11 protein-coding genes are annotated in these 15,976 nt (G+C 55.3%); 6 read left to right on the top strand and 5 right to left on the bottom strand.

The window, feature by feature from the left end; translation table 11 throughout:
* Positions 1-208 precede the first annotated feature (208 nt).
* Positions 209-625, bottom strand: coding sequence for a hypothetical protein (locus GSQ62_RS01665; protein WP_161887895.1), 417 nt, complete (start codon positions 623-625; stop codon positions 209-211).
* Between the two features lie 420 nt (positions 626-1,045).
* On the opposite strand from GSQ62_RS01665, the gene GSQ62_RS01660 reads away from it, so the two are divergent.
* Complete coding sequence (locus GSQ62_RS01660; RefSeq protein WP_161887894.1) at positions 1,046-1,924, top strand: alpha/beta fold hydrolase; 879 nt, start codon at positions 1,046-1,048, stop codon at positions 1,922-1,924.
* 139 nt (positions 1,925-2,063) lie between these two features.
* Here GSQ62_RS01660 and GSQ62_RS01655 read toward each other — a convergent pair whose 3' ends face one another.
* Both GSQ62_RS01655 and GSQ62_RS01650 read right to left on the bottom strand, forming a co-directional pair.
* Complete coding sequence (locus GSQ62_RS01655; protein WP_161887893.1) at positions 2,064-2,471, bottom strand: hypothetical protein; 408 nt, start codon at positions 2,469-2,471, stop codon at positions 2,064-2,066.
* Between the two features lie 121 nt (positions 2,472-2,592).
* The gene (locus tag GSQ62_RS01650) at positions 2,593-3,171 is read right to left on the bottom strand and encodes an O-methyltransferase (protein WP_161887892.1); all 579 of its coding nucleotides are present in this window, start codon (positions 3,169-3,171) and stop codon (positions 2,593-2,595) included.
* 516 nt (positions 3,172-3,687) lie between these two features.
* On the opposite strand from GSQ62_RS01650, the gene GSQ62_RS01645 reads away from it, so the two are divergent.
* The 3 genes from GSQ62_RS01645 (at position 3,688) to GSQ62_RS01635 (ending at position 11,269) form a co-directional block, all read left to right on the top strand.
* Positions 3,688-5,238: a GAF domain-containing protein gene (locus tag GSQ62_RS01645; RefSeq protein ID WP_161887891.1), complete on the top strand. Its 1,551-nt coding sequence runs from the start codon at positions 3,688-3,690 to the stop codon at positions 5,236-5,238.
* A 41-nt stretch (positions 5,239-5,279) separates the two neighbouring features.
* Positions 5,280-9,401: a chemotaxis protein CheB gene (locus GSQ62_RS01640; RefSeq protein ID WP_161887890.1), complete on the top strand. Its 4,122-nt coding sequence runs from the start codon at positions 5,280-5,282 to the stop codon at positions 9,399-9,401.
* A 476-nt stretch (positions 9,402-9,877) separates the two neighbouring features.
* The gene (locus GSQ62_RS01635; RefSeq protein WP_161887889.1) at positions 9,878-11,269 is read left to right on the top strand and encodes a glycoside hydrolase family 140 protein; all 1,392 of its coding nucleotides are present in this window, start codon (positions 9,878-9,880) and stop codon (positions 11,267-11,269) included.
* Between the two features lie 354 nt (positions 11,270-11,623).
* Here the strand turns inward: GSQ62_RS01635 and cysC are convergent, their stop codons facing one another.
* On the bottom strand, positions 11,624-12,259 hold the full coding sequence (cysC, locus tag GSQ62_RS01630) for an adenylyl-sulfate kinase (RefSeq protein ID WP_161887888.1): 636 nt from the start codon (positions 12,257-12,259) through the stop codon (positions 11,624-11,626).
* A gap of 120 nt (positions 12,260-12,379) precedes the next feature.
* On the opposite strand from cysC, the gene GSQ62_RS01625 reads away from it, so the two are divergent.
* Positions 12,380-13,276 carry a sulfotransferase domain-containing protein gene (locus tag GSQ62_RS01625; RefSeq protein ID WP_161887887.1) on the top strand — a complete coding sequence of 299 codons (897 nt, stop codon included), beginning with the start codon at positions 12,380-12,382 and terminating at the stop codon, positions 13,274-13,276.
* Between the two features lie 4 nt (positions 13,277-13,280).
* On the opposite strand, the gene GSQ62_RS01620 is transcribed toward GSQ62_RS01625, so the two are convergent.
* Positions 13,281-13,754 (bottom strand): hypothetical protein, encoded by a 474-nt coding sequence (locus GSQ62_RS01620; protein ID WP_161887886.1) that lies wholly within the window; start codon positions 13,752-13,754, stop codon positions 13,281-13,283.
* Between the two features lie 724 nt (positions 13,755-14,478).
* On the opposite strand from GSQ62_RS01620, the gene GSQ62_RS01615 reads away from it, so the two are divergent.
* Positions 14,479-15,966, top strand: coding sequence for a glycoside hydrolase 5 family protein (locus tag GSQ62_RS01615; protein WP_237586896.1), 1,488 nt, complete (start codon positions 14,479-14,481; stop codon positions 15,964-15,966).
* The last annotated feature ends 10 nt before the right edge of the window (positions 15,967-15,976 follow it).

The following is a 15,976-nucleotide window of genomic DNA, read 5'->3' as shown; positions in this document are numbered from 1 at the left end:
CTTGTTAAGCCAGTTTTTTAAATCAGTGTTCCGCGTCCGCGCAATCAAGGTTTAAACTTATCACCCCACAGCACCAGGCACAGCCCGGCAAAAATATGGATATTAATGGAAAGGCTTCATGAAGCGAAACGGCGCAGCCTATATGGCCGCGGAAACCGCATGCTATATATAGGTTGCTAAGTACAGCGCTTGCCGCTGCTTTGGCGACCTACTTCCAGGAAGGCTTCTGTTCTTTGCTCAGCGCCAGCACGAGGCTGAAGAAAGCGAGCAGCAACGTAATTGGGGTGAACAGCAGTTGCTCCAGCCCGTTGGTCGAGAGCGCGTTCCCGGCTGTGTTCAGGAGGAAGAGCACAAACATGATCCACAGGGCAGTTTTCAGTACGAGAGCAGGTACGCGGAGGCGCAAAAAACCAGCCCTCACTGCAATGACCGCCACCATGAAGAGGTTCACCAGAATGGAAAATGTCTCGAAAGAGAGCATCTGGTCGTGGCTCTTCAGCCTGCCACCCCACACCATCCCATACGGAACAATGCCCAGCAGAATGGCGAAATGAAACAGCACGAAAAGGGACAGCAGAATGAGTAGGCCATATATGGCTACGCGTGTCATCACAGGGTTATGCATCTGTTTTGGTTTGAGTAAAGTGTTGGTTTAGCTTGGTCTTTAAACCCCTGAAAAATCGGGAGTCTCCGCCCCTGAAGTAATAAAAATAAAGTAATTCTACATAAGTACATGGACAAAATCAACTTGCACTATCCATAAAAAACCTCATGCATAAACCGCTTGAATATCAATAGTATATAGCTTAAAAGGTCTTGAGTCCCCGATGCTCGGGATGGTCCACTTATATCTTGGTACTAATGTCCTTTAACATAGCATACAGGGAAATTTCGGCAAATACTTTCTGCCGGGTTGAGGCTGAAAAACATGCTCCTGATCCGGTTTATATGGCCGGAATAGTTTCCCGGAGCAACGGCCGGGGAGTTTAGCCAGTATACCTTTTCGTAGAAAGCTTGGAAATTACACGAATCTATATAGCCATATATGAAAGACAAACAAACTGTAGAGCAGGTGATAGCCCAACACAAAGCCTTGGGGAAATTTTTTATGGTAGACGGCGTGCAGACTTTCGCGCTGGATGAGGGCAGCGGCGAGGCGGTGCTGTGCGTACACGGGGTGCCCACTTCCTCGTTCCTGTACCGCAACGTGGTGCGCACCCTGTCCTGGAAAGGCCTGCGGGGCGTGGCCATAGACCTGCCCGGGCTGGGACTTGCCGACAGACCCGTTGATTTTGACTACTCATTCCGCAACTTTGCCCGCTTCCTGGCCAGGGCCGCCGAAGAACTGGGGCTGGACAAATATCACCTGGTGGTACACGACATCGGCGGCCCCATCGGCTTTGCCCTTGCGGCCACCCACCCCGACAGAATCCTGTCGCTCACCATCCTGAACACCTGGATTGACGTGGTGAACTTCCGGAAACCCATGCCCATGCGCCCCTTCGAAAAGCCGGTGCTGGGAAAACTGCAACTGGCGGCGCTGCAACACAGCACCTGGTACATGATGTTCAAAAGCATGGGCACCGTCAACCACGACCGCATTTCAAAGGAAGAAATATACGCTTATGTGGACCTGCTGAAGCGGGAGGACGGTGGCAAGGCCTTCCTCAAAATCATGCGCAACTTCGACCGTTCCACTCAGTTCAGGGATCTGTGCCTGAAGGCCGTGCAGCGCACGCCTTACCCGGTGCAGGCCATCTGGGGCTCTGACGATCCGGGGCTGACGTTCCGGCGGTATGGGTTTGAGATAATGGAGGCCGCCGAACTTGAGCACCTCTACACGCTGAAGGCGGGACACCTGTTGCAGGAGGAGCGGTGGGAGGATATCTCGAAGAGAATAGTGGAGCTGGCGCTCGTTAGCTGATAAACGGTTTCCGGACGCACGGCAGGGGTGCCAAAAGCGGGAAACTAATCTTTAGCCCCAACCAGCTAAGCAATATACCGGAGAGGAAGTGGCGAATTGCACAAAATGAGGTATAGGGGAGGAGATTCGGGCAATAAGTTCAGGAGAGCAGCCACTTTTCCGCTTCCTGTTGATCCACAAAATTCCGGAAGCTGAACTTCGCTGCGCCGGATGCCTCGGCCCTGGTCGCCACAGATTCGAGTGCTATTTTGCTGAACACATTGGCGGGCAGCACGCGGGCTATCCGCCTGAGCCTCGTAAGCGAGAGCAGCTCGTAAAATCCGGAAGACATCCATTCTTTTGTCTCTGTGTCGAGGTTGCACAGCAGCTGTGCATTGGCAACCACGAGTTCGGCCCCGGTATCGAGCAAGGACTCATACAACTTCGTGCCACCCGTTACCATCTCCTCACAGTTCACCGACCTGAGCCATCTGGATCGAAGTATGTTTTGCTCCGTGTCGATTTCGATGCTATAAAAATCAGACGCGTAGAGGTTCTTTGCCGGCATATAAGGTAACTGGGAGTGGGAATAATCAAAGGTAACAGAAACCTTTTGGTTTTAATCAACAATGTTAAATTTCTGTGTTCAGCCACCGGTATGCAGGCAGAGCAGGAATACCCTCTTTAAATTATTTTCTGACAGCCATGACAATGCCCGTTGCCCAGTTCTGCTTTGTCAGCAGCAGGTCCTCCCTGGACTCTAATTCCGCGAGAAGCCCGGTCGCTTTTGCATGGTGCCCGTCGGGCCAACTGGGCTGCGGCAGCATGTCGTCTATGATATATAAGCCGCCTTTGTTCAGCATGGCCAGCACCTCGTCTAAGAGCAGGTACTTGCCGTGCCAGGTGTCGGCGAATATATAGTCGAACCGCTGGTGCCTGTTGTGCGCCACCCATTCGCCTCCGTCAGTCAGCATCAGCTGCAGCCGTTCGTCGTCCCCCAAAAACCGCTGCGCGATTTTCAGAAATGTGGGGTCGTTGTCTATAGACAGCAGGGAAGAGTCAGCATCCATGCCGTCCAGTATCCAGGCGGTGGAAAGGCCCGTCCCTGTCCCGAGTTCCAGGAATTTACCGGCAGGCTTGGACGCAGCGAGCGTCCGGAGCAGCGTGCAGGTCTGCACATCAGAGGCCATTGTAAAACCGGAGGCTTTCGTCGCCTCGTCGATGCGGCTATAGGCCCTTGGGAAGTGTTGGTTTATCTCGTCTGTCATGGGGTAGGGTGAGCTTGAAAATGGCAGGTTGATTCTGTTATAGTTATATATGATTATTTAGTTGTTATAATGCTATGTTTTGCACTGTGCCAGCAATACGGGGATACTGGTTCATCTAACTGATGAAGGGAGTTACTTGCTACTTAACAGATCGCTGTAAGTGATCATCAGAACATGCAATATATAAAGGATGTACAAGTCAGATCATGGTTGGAAGAGCAAGACACGAAATATATATATAACAGTGCCTGTTCAGGCTCTTTTGGTAAATGGCGATTATCTCGTAAATTTGAGTTGGTAGCGTTTGGGCTAAGCCTTCTGCCGTAAACGGTGTTACGCATTAAGGTGCATAGCGTGTACAGGCATTGAAAGAAGGTCGTTGCCTGGCGGTTTCCCTGTGCTGTGGCGATGACCGGAGGCCGTACTAAGATGATGACCAATCCCTCCCATACCTGCAATTTAATGTGTTACCAAAATCTGGCAGGTGAAAAGCCTGTGCGCTAAGCAATTTATTTGATGGACGAAAAAGCAGCCTCGGTTAACCTGACCACCGCTAAAAACTATGATTCTGAATTCTGCGGGAGCATTCCGCTGCACCTGGTTAACCTGATACAGCCACACGGCGTGCTGCTGGTGCTGGACAAAGCCACTCTGCGCATTGTGCAGGCCAGCGAGAATGTGGGCACACAGTTGAATATACCAGTGGAGGGACTGCTGGAGCAGTCTCTGTCGCAGTACCTGCCCTCCGACCAGTATGAGGACATCCGCGCCAAATTAAAAATCCAGGGCAGCCAGGAGAAGATACCCCTGAGTCTGACCTGGCTGGCGCCAGAGAATAACCTGAGCTTTACCGCGCTGGTGCATCCAAAGGAAAGCTATGTGCTGGTAGAACTGGAAGCATTTAACGATGCAGACGCGCCCTCTTTCCTCGGGCTCTACCAGCAGATAAAGTACGTTACAGCGCTGCTGAAGCAGGCTGCCACCGCCACAGAGACCGCAGCCATTGCGGCGACGGAGATACGGAGAATCTCCGGCTTCGACAGGGTGCTGGTGTACCAGTTCGACCCGCAGTGGAATGGCATTGTGATAGCCCAGGCAAGGCAAGAAAGCATGGACGACTACATGGGCCTGCGCTTCCCGGCCTCCGACGTGCCCAAGCAGGCCCGCGAGCTGTATTTCAGCAACCCGTACCGGCTCATCCCCACCCGCTCTTACGATCCGGTGCGCCTTATCCCGATCGTGAATCCGCTGACGCAGCGTTTCACTGATCTGACGGAGTGCAACCTGCGCAGCGTGGCGGCCGTGCACCTCGAGTACCTCGCCAACCTGGGCATAACGGCCTCCATGTCACTGCCCCTGATCATTGACAACCGCCTTTGGGGCCTCATCTCGTGTCACCACATGGCTGCCCTCAACCCGAGCTATGAGCTTAGGTCCGCCCTCGAGCTGCTTTCCGGAATTGTATCAGCCCAGTTGGCCAGCCGCGAGAGGGAGAAAGCCATCCTGCTGCGGGCACAGCTGCGCGGCATACACGGAAAGCTGCTGGAGCAGTTGTACGGCAGCCTCAGCTTAGCCCACGGACTTCTGAATGGCGAAACTAACCTGCAGCACCTGCTCTCGCTGACGGGGGCGGCGGTTATATATGAAGGCACTACACAGACCATCGGTGAGACACCCGGGAGGCAGGAGCTGAAAGAACTGGAAGGATGGCTCCGACGCAACAAGACAGAGAAGCTGCTGGCCACCAACAGCCTGCCGCACCTGTACGCCAGCAGCAAGGATTATAAAGACATTGCCAGCGGCCTGATCGTCCTGCCCATCAACCCGGAGCAGGGAGAGTATATACTCGGTTTCAGGCCGGAGGTGCTGCAAACCGTAACCTGGGGCGGAGACCCCAATAACGCCATCCAACTGGAGCCGGACGGAAAGACGTACCACCCGCGCAACTCCTTTGCAACCTATAAAGAAATTGTCAAGTACACCTCCCCGCCCTGGCAGCCTGAGGAACTGGAGGCGGCAGAGGCCCTGCGCAGCGCTGTGCTGGAGAAAATAATCAAGGAACAGTAATATAGCTGAGAGCCCCGATCCTGCATCGAGGTATGAACAACATGAAAGCACCTAAGCGGACAAAAGCGGAACCCGCACCACCCTCCGATCATTACCTTGTGGGAATAGGCGCCTCTGCAGGCGGCCTGGAGGCTATTCATTTACTTTTTGACCATTTCCCGAATAACTCGAGCTTCTCCTTCGTCATCATTCAGCACCTGTCGCCAGACCACAAGAGTCTGATGGCCGAGCTGCTCTCGAAGCACACCAGCATGCAGGTGCAGGAGGCCGAGGACAAGATGCTCACCAGGCCCAACTGCGTGTATGTGCTTCCGAGCGGCAAGCAGCTTACCCTGGAGCATGGGCGGCTGCGGCTGCATAACAAAGAACGCAACCGCGAGCCCAACTTTGCCATCGACGTGTTCTTTGAGTCCATGGCGAAAGACCTGGGCCGCTATGCCATCGGAGTGGTGCTGTCGGGCACTGGCACCGACGGCACTAAAGGCATAAAAGCCATAAAAGCGGCGGGCGGCATGGTGGTGGTACAGGACCCTGCCTCTGCCAAATTCGATGGGATGCCCCGCAGCGCAATCGAGGGGGGCTTTGCCGACTACGTGCTGCCGCCGGAGCAGATGCCGGAGGAAATAATGGAGTACACGCGCAAAGTGCCGCTGGTGCGGCAGCCTGTCGACACACCTATCGATGGAGACGGGGAAGAGGTGCTGGATGAGATTCTGGACCTTGTTTGCGCCCATACCCAAACCGACTTCAACAACTATAAAAAAGCCACCATCAACCGCAGAATCCGCAAGCGGATGGACTATCTGGGGGTGGGCACGTTGTCGGAATACCTGGAGTACTTGCACGATAACCAAAGCGAGATCAAGCAGCTCTGCCAGGAGTTCTTCATCAATGTCACCAAGTTTTTCAGGGACCGGGAGGCGTTTGAGCTGCTGGAGCAGGAGGTGATACCGAAAATAATTGCCGAGAAGGACGAGAACGAGCCGGTAAAAGTGTGGGTGACCGCCTGCAGCACCGGCGAGGAGGTGTACTCGCTGGCCATCCTTTTCCGGGAGGCTTACGAGCGGCTGGGACGGGAGCCGCTCGTGAAGCTTTTCGCCACCGACATAGACAAGCGCGCCATTGCACAGGCATCGAAGGGAGTTTACCCAGCCGCCATTGCCGGCGACGTAACCGAAGAACGGCTGCAGCGCTTTTTTCACTTCAAGGGCACACGCTACACGGTGAGCGAGGAGATACGGAAGCTGGTGATTTTCGCGCAGCACGACTTGCAGAAGGACCCGCCCTTCAGCCGCATCGATCTGATCACGTGCCGCAACATGCTCATCTACCTGAACCCCGCACTGCAGCAGAAAGTACTGTCCCTCTTCCCCTACGCCCTCAACATGCAGGGATACCTGCTGCTGGGACCCAGTGAGCACATCGGTGAGCTGAAGAGCGTCTTCTCAGAGGAGAACCGGAAATGGAAGCTGTTCCGCAAGATAAAGGAGAGCAATGGCGCCCGGCAGCACTACGGCATCTCAGACTATACGCCCGCCATTACAGCGCCTAGCCGGGCAGGTGCCCCAAAGGCAACGCCTGTAGGGCAGTATCACGACTTCTTCATGGATGCCGTTACCGAGGATTTCAGAGTGACCGGGCTGTACGTTGACGAGCATTACCAACTCCTGCACGGCATCGGCGACATTAACCGCTTTCTGAAGTTCCCGGACAAGCGACTGCACTTCAACCTGCTGAAGATGGTGACCGGGGAACTTGCCGTGTCGCTGAGCGTGGGTATCCGGAAGGCGCTGAAGCAAAACAGGAAAGTGCTGGTGCGTCCGGTGGCCGTTAAAATCAATGGAAAGGAGCTGCTGGTACACATGTCGATGAAGCCTGTTCCGACGGAGGCAAACCTGCCGCGGGTGGTACTGGTGTTGCTGCAGGAGCAGAGCCAAGCCAGCACGCCTTTCAAAGCCGCTGACGCGGCCACGGTATCGGAGGCGGATTTTTACCAGCAGCTGGCCGCCTTGGAACTGGAACTGAAGGAGGCCCGTGAGAGCCTCCATCTGACGGTGCAGGACCTGAGCACTGCCAACGAGGAACTACAATCCAGCAACGAGGAGCTGATGTCGAGCAACGAGGAGCTGCAAAGTTCCAATGAGGAGATGCAGTCGCTGAACGAGGAGCTGCACACCGTGAACTCGGAGCACCAGCTGAAGATAAAGGAACTGCAGGAGCTGAACGAGGACCTCGACAACTATATACGGAGCTCCAACATCGGGCAGCTTTTCGTGGACCACCACCTCGTTATCCGAAAGTTCACGCCCGTCGTCAAGCACATCATCAACATCATCGATGGGGATGTCGGCAGGCCCATACATCACTTGTCGCACAACCTGAGTTATCACCGCCTGATGGAAGACATCCAGCAGGTCAACAACACCTCCACCGAAGTGGAACAGGAGGTGGAAACGAAGGAGGGAAGGTATTACCTCATGCGCATTATCCCCTACCTGAAGCGCGACGGCAACAAGGATGGGGTGGTGCTGTCGTTTGTGGACATTACAACGCTTAAGACGCTCACCAACGTGGTGCAGGGGGTGCTCAACAGCTCCCTGAGCAGCATCATGGCTTTTGTGGCGGTGCGGGACGAGCAGCAGGCAATCATCGATTTCAACTGGAGCCTGTTGAACCGCCGTGCGGAAGAACTCATCGGGAAGCCCTATGCCGAGCTTTTTGGCTCAGGCATGCAACAGGAGATGGGCTTCCTGAAGAAGAGTGGCCTGCTGAAGAAGTTCCAGCAGGTGGTGGAGACGGGGCAGCCCCTGCATATAGAGCAGCAGCTGCACATAAACGGGCAGAGGGCATGGTACGAAGTTGCTGCCGTGAAGATGGGAGACGGCCTGACAGTGACGATGGCCGACATCACAGAGAAGAAAAACAGCGAGGAAAAAATGCTGCTGGCTTACGAGGAGCTGAAGAAAGCGGAGGAAAACCTGATTAAGCTGAACGATGAACTGGAGCGCCGCGTGGAGGAGCGCACAAAGGAGCTGGCTGCCAGCGAAGAACGCTTCAGGATGGTGTCGATGGCGACAAACGACGTGGTCTGGGACTGGAACCTGGTAAGCAATGAACTCTGGTGGAGCGACAGCCTGGGCGCCATCCTAGGCTATCAGGCTGTCGATATGGGAAAGGGGGTGCAGGGCTGGTTTGAGAAAGTACACCCGGAGGATCGCGAGGAGACGATGAAGGGCATCAACAACGCCATCAACTACGGCAAAGATCAGTGGACTTGTGAGTACCGCATCGCCCGTGCCAACGGCTCCTACGCCTACGTGTCGAACAGGGCCTACATCATGCACAACGAGTACGGCATCCCGTACCGCGTGCTGGGCTCTTTCATCGACCTCTCGGACCTGCGGGCCACGCAGGAGAAACTGCAGCGCACCAACGAGCACCTGCTCCGCGTGAATGCCGACCTCGACACGTTTGTATATACCGCCTCGCACGATTTGAAGGCCCCGGTGGCCAACATCGAAGGCCTGGTGCTGCTGCTGGAGGACCAGATAGAGGAGGCGGGGCCGCTGCCGGGCACGCCCACAGAGCCCTTGTTTGACATGGTAAAGGGCTCCATCAGCCGCTTCAAAAACGTGATTAAGGACCTGACAGACATCGCCAAGGTGCAGCGGGATGTGGATGGGAAGGCGGAGCCGGTCCTCTTTGAGGAGGTGCTGGGCAATGTGAAGCTCAACATACAGGATCATATCAAATCGTCAGGGGCCTCCCTCGATGTCAATTTTGAGGAGGCGCCCCGCATCAGCTTCTCCCGGAAGAATCTCTACAGCATTCTCTACAACCTGGTGCTGAACGCTATTAACTACCGCAGCCCGGAGCGGCCGCCGCATATACGCATCCAGACGAAGCGGGAAGGAAAGCAGATCGTCCTCACAGTGCAGGACAACGGCCTGGGCATGAGCGAAGACAACCTATCCAAAATTTTTACGCTTTTCAAGCGCTTCCATTCGCACGTAGACGGCACCGGCATGGGCCTGTATATAGTCAAGCGCATCATGGATAATTCTGGCGGTAGGATAAAGGTGGAGAGCGAGGAAGGAAAAGGCACCACTTTCAATCTCTATTTCCAGGCGGAGAAGGGGAAAACCAAAAAGGAGCGGGCTTAGCAATAGGAGGGGCGTCCTAATATTGTTTGCCAGTGCGCTTCTTGCTGCAGCCCGAGGCAGGCAGGATAACACAGGAAAAAAGAAAATAAAAACGAAGGCTCCCACAGATGGAGAGCCTTCGTTTTTATATTGAAAATCACTTTTCAACTTTTAGCCATTCCTGTTTACGGTTAAATAGGAAGAGGAGTTACAGGATGCTTTAAATCTGTGCAATTTTTTTTGCAGGCCATTCAAGGCTCAGCAGCAGCCTGATTGTGTGCCATCAGCACAGCAAGTGGTGAAAATCGGATGCGACTCTTCAAAAAGAAGGAGACTTGCGCTGAATTAAGTATATTGTTTCTGATGCAGCCGGTGTCTGAGCCTGTATAACCGTAACTTCCCAAAGGCTCCTATAGCTTTTGGGACACCCTGCCAGAGGCTATATAGCTAAAAGGCGGGCTGTTCATATAGCAAATCCTAAAACAATAAATCTATATATGATTCCAAAGTGGTATATGCTATGCCTGATGGCAGCTTTTCTGTGCGCTGCCTTCGCGACGGAGGCGCAACATTTGCGCGTGAGCGACAACCAGCGCTACCTGGTGAAGGCGGACGGCACGCCCTTTTTCTACCTCGGCGACACGGCCTGGGAACTGTTTCACCGCCTGAACCGCGAGGAGGCGGACCTTTACCTGAAAGACCGCGCCGATAAGGGCTTCACGGTGATACAGGCCGTGGCACTGGCAGAACTAAACGGCCTGCGCGACCCCAACCCTTACGGCGATCTGCCGCTGCACAACGAAGACCCCACCCAACCCAACGATGCCTACTTCCGGCACGTGGACTATATCGTGGACAAGGCCGAAGAACTGGGGCTGACCATTGGCATGCTGCCCACCTGGGGCGACAAGGTTTTCAAAAATTCGTGGGGCGTGGGGCCGGAGATTTTCAACCCGGCGAATGCGAAGGTTTATGGTGCGTACATCGGGCGCCGCTACAAAGACAAGCCCATCATCTGGATACTGGGCGGCGACCGCCTGCCGCGCCACGAGCAGGACGAGGCCATCTGGCGGGCCATGGCCGAGGGCATTGTGGCCGGAGCTGGCGACGGGGACCCGGGCAAAGTGATGATGACGTTTCACCCGCAGCCCAAAGAGGGGGGCGGCTCCTCCACCTGGTTCCACAACGACGCGTGGCTGGATTTCAATATGTTCCAGACGGGCCATTGCCGCGATGCAAACGTGTACGACAAAATTACGCACGACTACAACCTGAAGCCCACCAAGCCCACCATGGACGGAGAGCCTATCTACGAGGAGCACCCAATGTGTTTCAATGCAAAGGAGAAGGGATATACCGAGGCCTGGGACGTGCGCCGCTCCGCCTACCAGGACCTGTTTGCCGGGGCCCACGGCCATACCTACGGCTGCCACAACATCTGGCAGATGCACGACACCAACCGGGAAGGCATCAACGGCCCGACGATGACCTGGAAAAAATCGCTTGACCTGCCGGGAGCCCGCCAGATGACGCACGTGAAAAACCTGATAACCTCACGGCCCATTCTGAAGCGGGTGCCCGATCAGACGCTGGTGCAGAAGGCATATGAAGGCACGGAGCGGATTCAGGCCACGCGGGGCGACGACTATGCTTTTATATATACCACCGCGGGCAAGCCGATAGAAGTGAACATGGGCATCATCTCCGGCAAAAAAGTAAATGCCTCCTGGTATGACCCGCGCACCGGCACCACCACCTTCATCGGCGAGTTCAAGAACACCGGCACCCGCACTTTCACGCCGCCCACCAGCGGCCCCGGCAACGACTGGGTGCTGCTGCTGGATGACGTGGAAAAAGATTACAAGGCGCCACAAAAAGGGAAAAAGTAGACCCCGAAGAAGGAAATCAGCAGCATGCCAGCTTCCTTCTTCATAAGTATGATACCAGAATTAACGCATGCTTTTTTGGCATCCTGAAAGGCTCTTGTGGGCAAGCCGCGTCAGCTTAAACTTCCTTCCACCAAGTTTCCCCGAATCAAGTTCGGGATGTGCCACTTCCAGAAGGATTGTTATTTTTATGCTTTAAACTAATAGCGTACTCATATTTATATATAGGCAGAAGCGGCAGCGGTGCATATACCCGCTGCCGCTTCTGCCTCTACCCTCCACACCCGGCGCAGTCGCTATCTTCTAAAAAGCTTGCCTTAGGGATAGGCGGTTGAGTGATCAGTAGATTGTGATGTATCAGCAATTGACGGTGCTTTCCCGCCGCACCACCAGCCGCGGCTCCACAAACCCGATCAGTCTGCACAGCGAGTCTTCGATAGATTCTTCTGCCGTTTGCACCTCCACATCCGGCTCCGCCGGAGCCTCGTAGGGCGCGCTGACACCCGTGAAATCCGGAATCAGCCCTTGTCTTGCCTTGGCATACAAGCCTTTGGTGTCGCGCTGCTCGCAGACGTGCAGCGGGCAGTTTATATATACCTCCGTGAACCTGTCAGCCCCGACCGTTTTTCTGGCCAGCTCCCTTTCTTCCGCGTAGGGAGATATAAACGCGCATATAACCACCAGGCCCGCGTCCAGCATCAGCCGCGCCACCTCGCTCACGCGCCGCACGTTCTCCCGGCGGTCCTCCGCGCTGAAGCCCAGGTCGCTGTTCAGCCCGCTGCGCACGTTGTCGCCGTCCAGCAGGTACACCTTGTAGCCTTTGTGAAACAGGTAGTGCTCGAGGCGCAGGGCCAGCGTGCTTTTGCCGGAGCCCGACAGGCCGGTGAGCCAGACAAGCCGGGGTTCCTGCTGCAGCATGTCCTGCCGCTGGGTGGCGCTTATTTTGGAGTGGAAGGGGTAGAGGTGGTTCTTCGGTTCTTTGCGAATTTGCATGTGCCGCTGCGGGTTTATTGTCACACCTTGTACCGGGAAAGCACGATACAAGTTACCCATTTGCAAAACCTTTGGCAGCTGCCTTCCGTCAGGATGCATTCAGAAACAACAAATCAAAGCATGAAAATCCTGCAAGGCGGAGCACCCAAGTGCGGCAACTTCTGGCTGTACCAGATCATCCAGCACATCCTCACCCAAACCGGCCAGCCTCCCCAAAGCTTCATCCAGCGGCAGCCTATATATGAGCTGGCCAGAACCTGGGACCTGAACTACCCGAGCCAGGCCAGCATCGACGTGCTCGACATAACCGACCTGCAGTACAGCTACCGCATCAGCAGCATTTTCAGGATGCCGGTGGAGGACATCGAGGCCTATCTATCCCGGACCGGCCATATATGGACGCACTCGCCCATCTGCAAGCGAAGCCCTCAACTGCTGAGTCTGGTGGACAAGAAAGTATACATCGTGCGCGACCCGCGTGACCGGGCCATCTCGGCCTCCAAATATTATACCTCGGATTATATGCTGAAGTATTATCCGCAGGAGGAGCGGGATGCGAAGCGTTTCCTGGAGAAAAACTTTGAGCAGCTGCTGCTGGAATGGGTGTGGCACGTGTACGACCACCTGCGCCTGAGCCGGCAGCACAACATCCATATCTGCTTTTACGAGGGCTTTCTGCTCGATTTCCAGGAGGAGCTGGCGCGGCTGCTGGCTTATTTGGGTGTTGATATGAGCGAGGCGCAGCGGGTGGCGCTGCAGGAGGCGGTGCGCTTCGACACTCTCAGAAAGAAAAACCCGAAGCACCTCAAAAAAGGGCAGTCTGGCTACTGGATGGACCAGCTAACGGAGGAGCAGGCTGCGAAAGCCGACATCATAGCCGGTCCGCTGATCCGCTTCCTGAATTATCCCTCCGGTCCGAACGAGCCGATGACCTACTGCAACCAATTGCCGCACGGGGATTTTGAGCGGCTGAAGCAGGAAATCATCGCCTCACAGCAGCCGATGTACCAGTACTGAGGTTCTACCAGACGCCCAGTTGCCGCCCCACCGTTTTAAGCTGGCCAATGTGGTAGCCGTTGTGGTGCAGCAGCGTTAGGGTGGCCCAGGAGATGGTTTTGCCGTTGGCCTGGACTTTAAATAAATCTGTTTCCGGATTTTGCACCAGCGCAATTACCTCGGCCAGTTCGCTTTCGAAGCTGTCGATGGCGCTGTTCCATTCCTGCGCGCTCTGCGGCACGTGGTTTTCCGGCCAGTGCGCGTCCGGCCATATATCCGTATTTTCTTCCGGGTGTTTCATGAAGTGCAGCAGCGTGCGCTGCCGGGCCTGCATGTGGCCGAGCAGCACCCAGGCAGAGAAGTGCAGGCCGTCCAGTATTACGCCTGCTTTTTGGTAGTCGAATTCGCGCAGCAGGATAACATTGGGAGCGAAGCCGCCCTGCAGCAATTCTACAAGCTGGCTCCGAACAAGGGCATCAGTGTCAGGGGTTGAGTTCATCTCTGTTGTCAGTTTATATATAAAGTTCCGGCTTTTGCCTCTATAGGCACCGCTGCCGAAGCTCTGAAACGGTTCGCCCAGGCATAATGTTACTGCCTGTCCACCGCTACTCTTTGCCTTGTTACAAGTAACCAGACAATTCTCAGACGTCTTTTCGGCCATTGGCTTCATATATAAATGCGCTTCAAAGGGAGCGTTTACAGTCGCTTGCGCAGTAATCGCCAGCCTTATTATAAGCACAGACTCCTGTAATGTCATCCTGAAAGGACCTTGTGGGAAAGCCGCAAGTGCTTAACATCAGGGGATAAGGGCTCTCTTCCTCCAAGTCCTGCTAAATTAAGTTCGGGATGATCCGCTTTCAAAAAGACTGGAGCTGTTTGTACACCAGACTGATCCTGTCCAGTTACTTATATATAACCAACCTCACAGTCCGCATTTGTGACGGCTGCCAGAGGTTATATATAGAAGACTGGACTATAATAGTGTGTAAGTGCTCATCTGCTGCGCTTCTACCTGATTTTTCCTGGCTACGGAGAGGGCAGGGGCGTGCTATATCTCTATAGCCGGGTTAAACCGCAACCGCAAAATAAAGCTGCTGTTCGGGCACTTTTCGCATTACTTTTACAGGTGTATAGCGTATTGCTTTAGCTGGCAATGGTGGGTGCTGCAATGCTATAGCCCTTGTGCCAGCCATATAGGTCCAGAATATAGAAGATAAAACTGCGTGCTAGAGACATTAAGAAAGAAAGCGGAGGGCAAAGCGGCTGCGCTGGGTAGCAGTTTGCCCTCCAGTCCTCAGCTTGGGCGGGACCTGCCTTGGGTGCAGGTGGCACCGGATGCGCCTTATTTTATAACAGAGAACGGAGAGAACTGGACACCCATCGGGCAGAACGATGCCATCACCTGGCCTGACTTCGAGGGGCTGTTCCGGCGGAAAAACATGCAGCAGGTGGAGGGGCACCTGGCCTGGCTGGCCGGGCATGGCATTACCTGCCTGCGGCTGATGCTGGAGTACGCGCAGGGAGAGCACCGGTATTTTGAGAAACCTGCAGGCCGCTTCTCACCGAACATGGTCAGGCTCTGGGACGACCTTTTCGTGCTTTGCGCGAAATACAACATCCGCATCCTCCTTACCCCCGTCGACACCTTCTGGATGTGGATCCGGTGGAAAAATCACCCCTACAACCACAAAAACGGCGGCCCCTGCAAAAAGCGCTCGGAGTGGCTGCTCTGCCCCGACACCCTGCGGGCCATCAAGAACAGGTTGACCTTTGCAGCCGAACGCTGGGGCGGGAGCGGCGTGTTGTTTGCCTGGGACCTCTGGAACGAGATACACCCGGCCCATGCCGGGGGCAGAACAGACGTTTTCTCCGAATTTATTGACGAGTTGAGTGGCCACCTGCGGGAGACGGAGCAACGGCTATATGGGCGCAGCCATCCGCAGACGGTGTCGCTGTACGGGCCGGTGCTGGACGAGCACCCGGCGGTGGCCGACGTGATTTTCCGGCACCCGAAGCTCGACTTCGCCAGCACGCACTTCTACGATGCCGCCACCATCAACTTCCCAAAAAACACCGTGGATTCGGCCATCGTCACGGGTAGGCTGGTGCGGGAGGCGCTGGGGCACCTGCAAGTCAACCGGCCCTTCTTCGACAGCGAGCACGGCCCCATCCACCTGTTCAAGGACAGGCGTGTGACCTTGCCGGAGCATTTCGATGACGAGTATTTCCGGCATATGCAATGGGCGCACCTGGCTTCCGGGGGGGCGGGCGGCGGCATGCGCTGGCCCAACCGGCACCCGCACACGCTTACGCACGGCATGCGCCGCGCCCAGCAAAGCCTGGCCGGTTTCGTGCAGCTAATCGACTGGAAGAATTTTCGGAGGAAGAACCTGAATAATGCGGTGCAGGGATGCGAGCCAGCCGTGGCTGTATTTGCCTGTGCCGACCGGCAGCAGGCGGTTGTGTGGCTGCTGCGCACCGATACTATACACAAAAAATCAAGGACCCTGGACGCAGAGGCAGCGCCCGTAGCGGTAAACATCTTGTTACCCGATATGGCGGCAGGCGCTTATGCCGTCACGCACTGGGACACCCTGCAGGGGAAAATCATCGCCGAGACGCATCTAACTCATGCAACTGGTGCCACTCTTGAAATGAAGCAAGTGCCTGTTTCAACCGATATAGCCCTGGCGGTGCGGCGGATACAGTAAACAACGATAT

Origin of the sequence: Pontibacter russatus (assembly GCF_009931655.1) — a bacterium.
Classification (GTDB): domain Bacteria; phylum Bacteroidota; class Bacteroidia; order Cytophagales; family Hymenobacteraceae; genus Pontibacter; species Pontibacter russatus.
The sequence above is the reverse complement of the archived record's forward strand: the minus strand, read 5'-3'. Positions and strand labels throughout refer to the sequence as shown.

Bases quoted from the DNA above. Each gene is read 5' to 3' on its own strand.
- GSQ62_RS01665 (WP_161887895.1), bottom strand. From the start codon at position 625: ATGCATAACCCTGTGATGACACGCGTAGCCATATATGGCCTACTCATT.
- GSQ62_RS01660 (WP_161887894.1), top strand. From the start codon at position 1,046: ATGAAAGACAAACAAACTGTAGAGCAGGTGATAGCCCAACACAAAGCC.
- GSQ62_RS01655 (WP_161887893.1), bottom strand. From the start codon at position 2,471: ATGCCGGCAAAGAACCTCTACGCGTCTGATTTTTATAGCATCGAAATC.
- GSQ62_RS01650 (WP_161887892.1), bottom strand. From the start codon at position 3,171: ATGACAGACGAGATAAACCAACACTTCCCAAGGGCCTATAGCCGCATC.
- GSQ62_RS01645 (WP_161887891.1), top strand. From the start codon at position 3,688: ATGGACGAAAAAGCAGCCTCGGTTAACCTGACCACCGCTAAAAACTAT.
- GSQ62_RS01640 (WP_161887890.1), top strand. From the start codon at position 5,280: ATGAAAGCACCTAAGCGGACAAAAGCGGAACCCGCACCACCCTCCGAT.
- GSQ62_RS01635 (WP_161887889.1), top strand. From the start codon at position 9,878: ATGATTCCAAAGTGGTATATGCTATGCCTGATGGCAGCTTTTCTGTGC.
- cysC (WP_161887888.1), bottom strand. From the start codon at position 12,259: ATGCAAATTCGCAAAGAACCGAAGAACCACCTCTACCCCTTCCACTCC.
- GSQ62_RS01625 (WP_161887887.1), top strand. From the start codon at position 12,380: ATGAAAATCCTGCAAGGCGGAGCACCCAAGTGCGGCAACTTCTGGCTG.
- GSQ62_RS01620 (WP_161887886.1), bottom strand. From the start codon at position 13,754: ATGAACTCAACCCCTGACACTGATGCCCTTGTTCGGAGCCAGCTTGTA.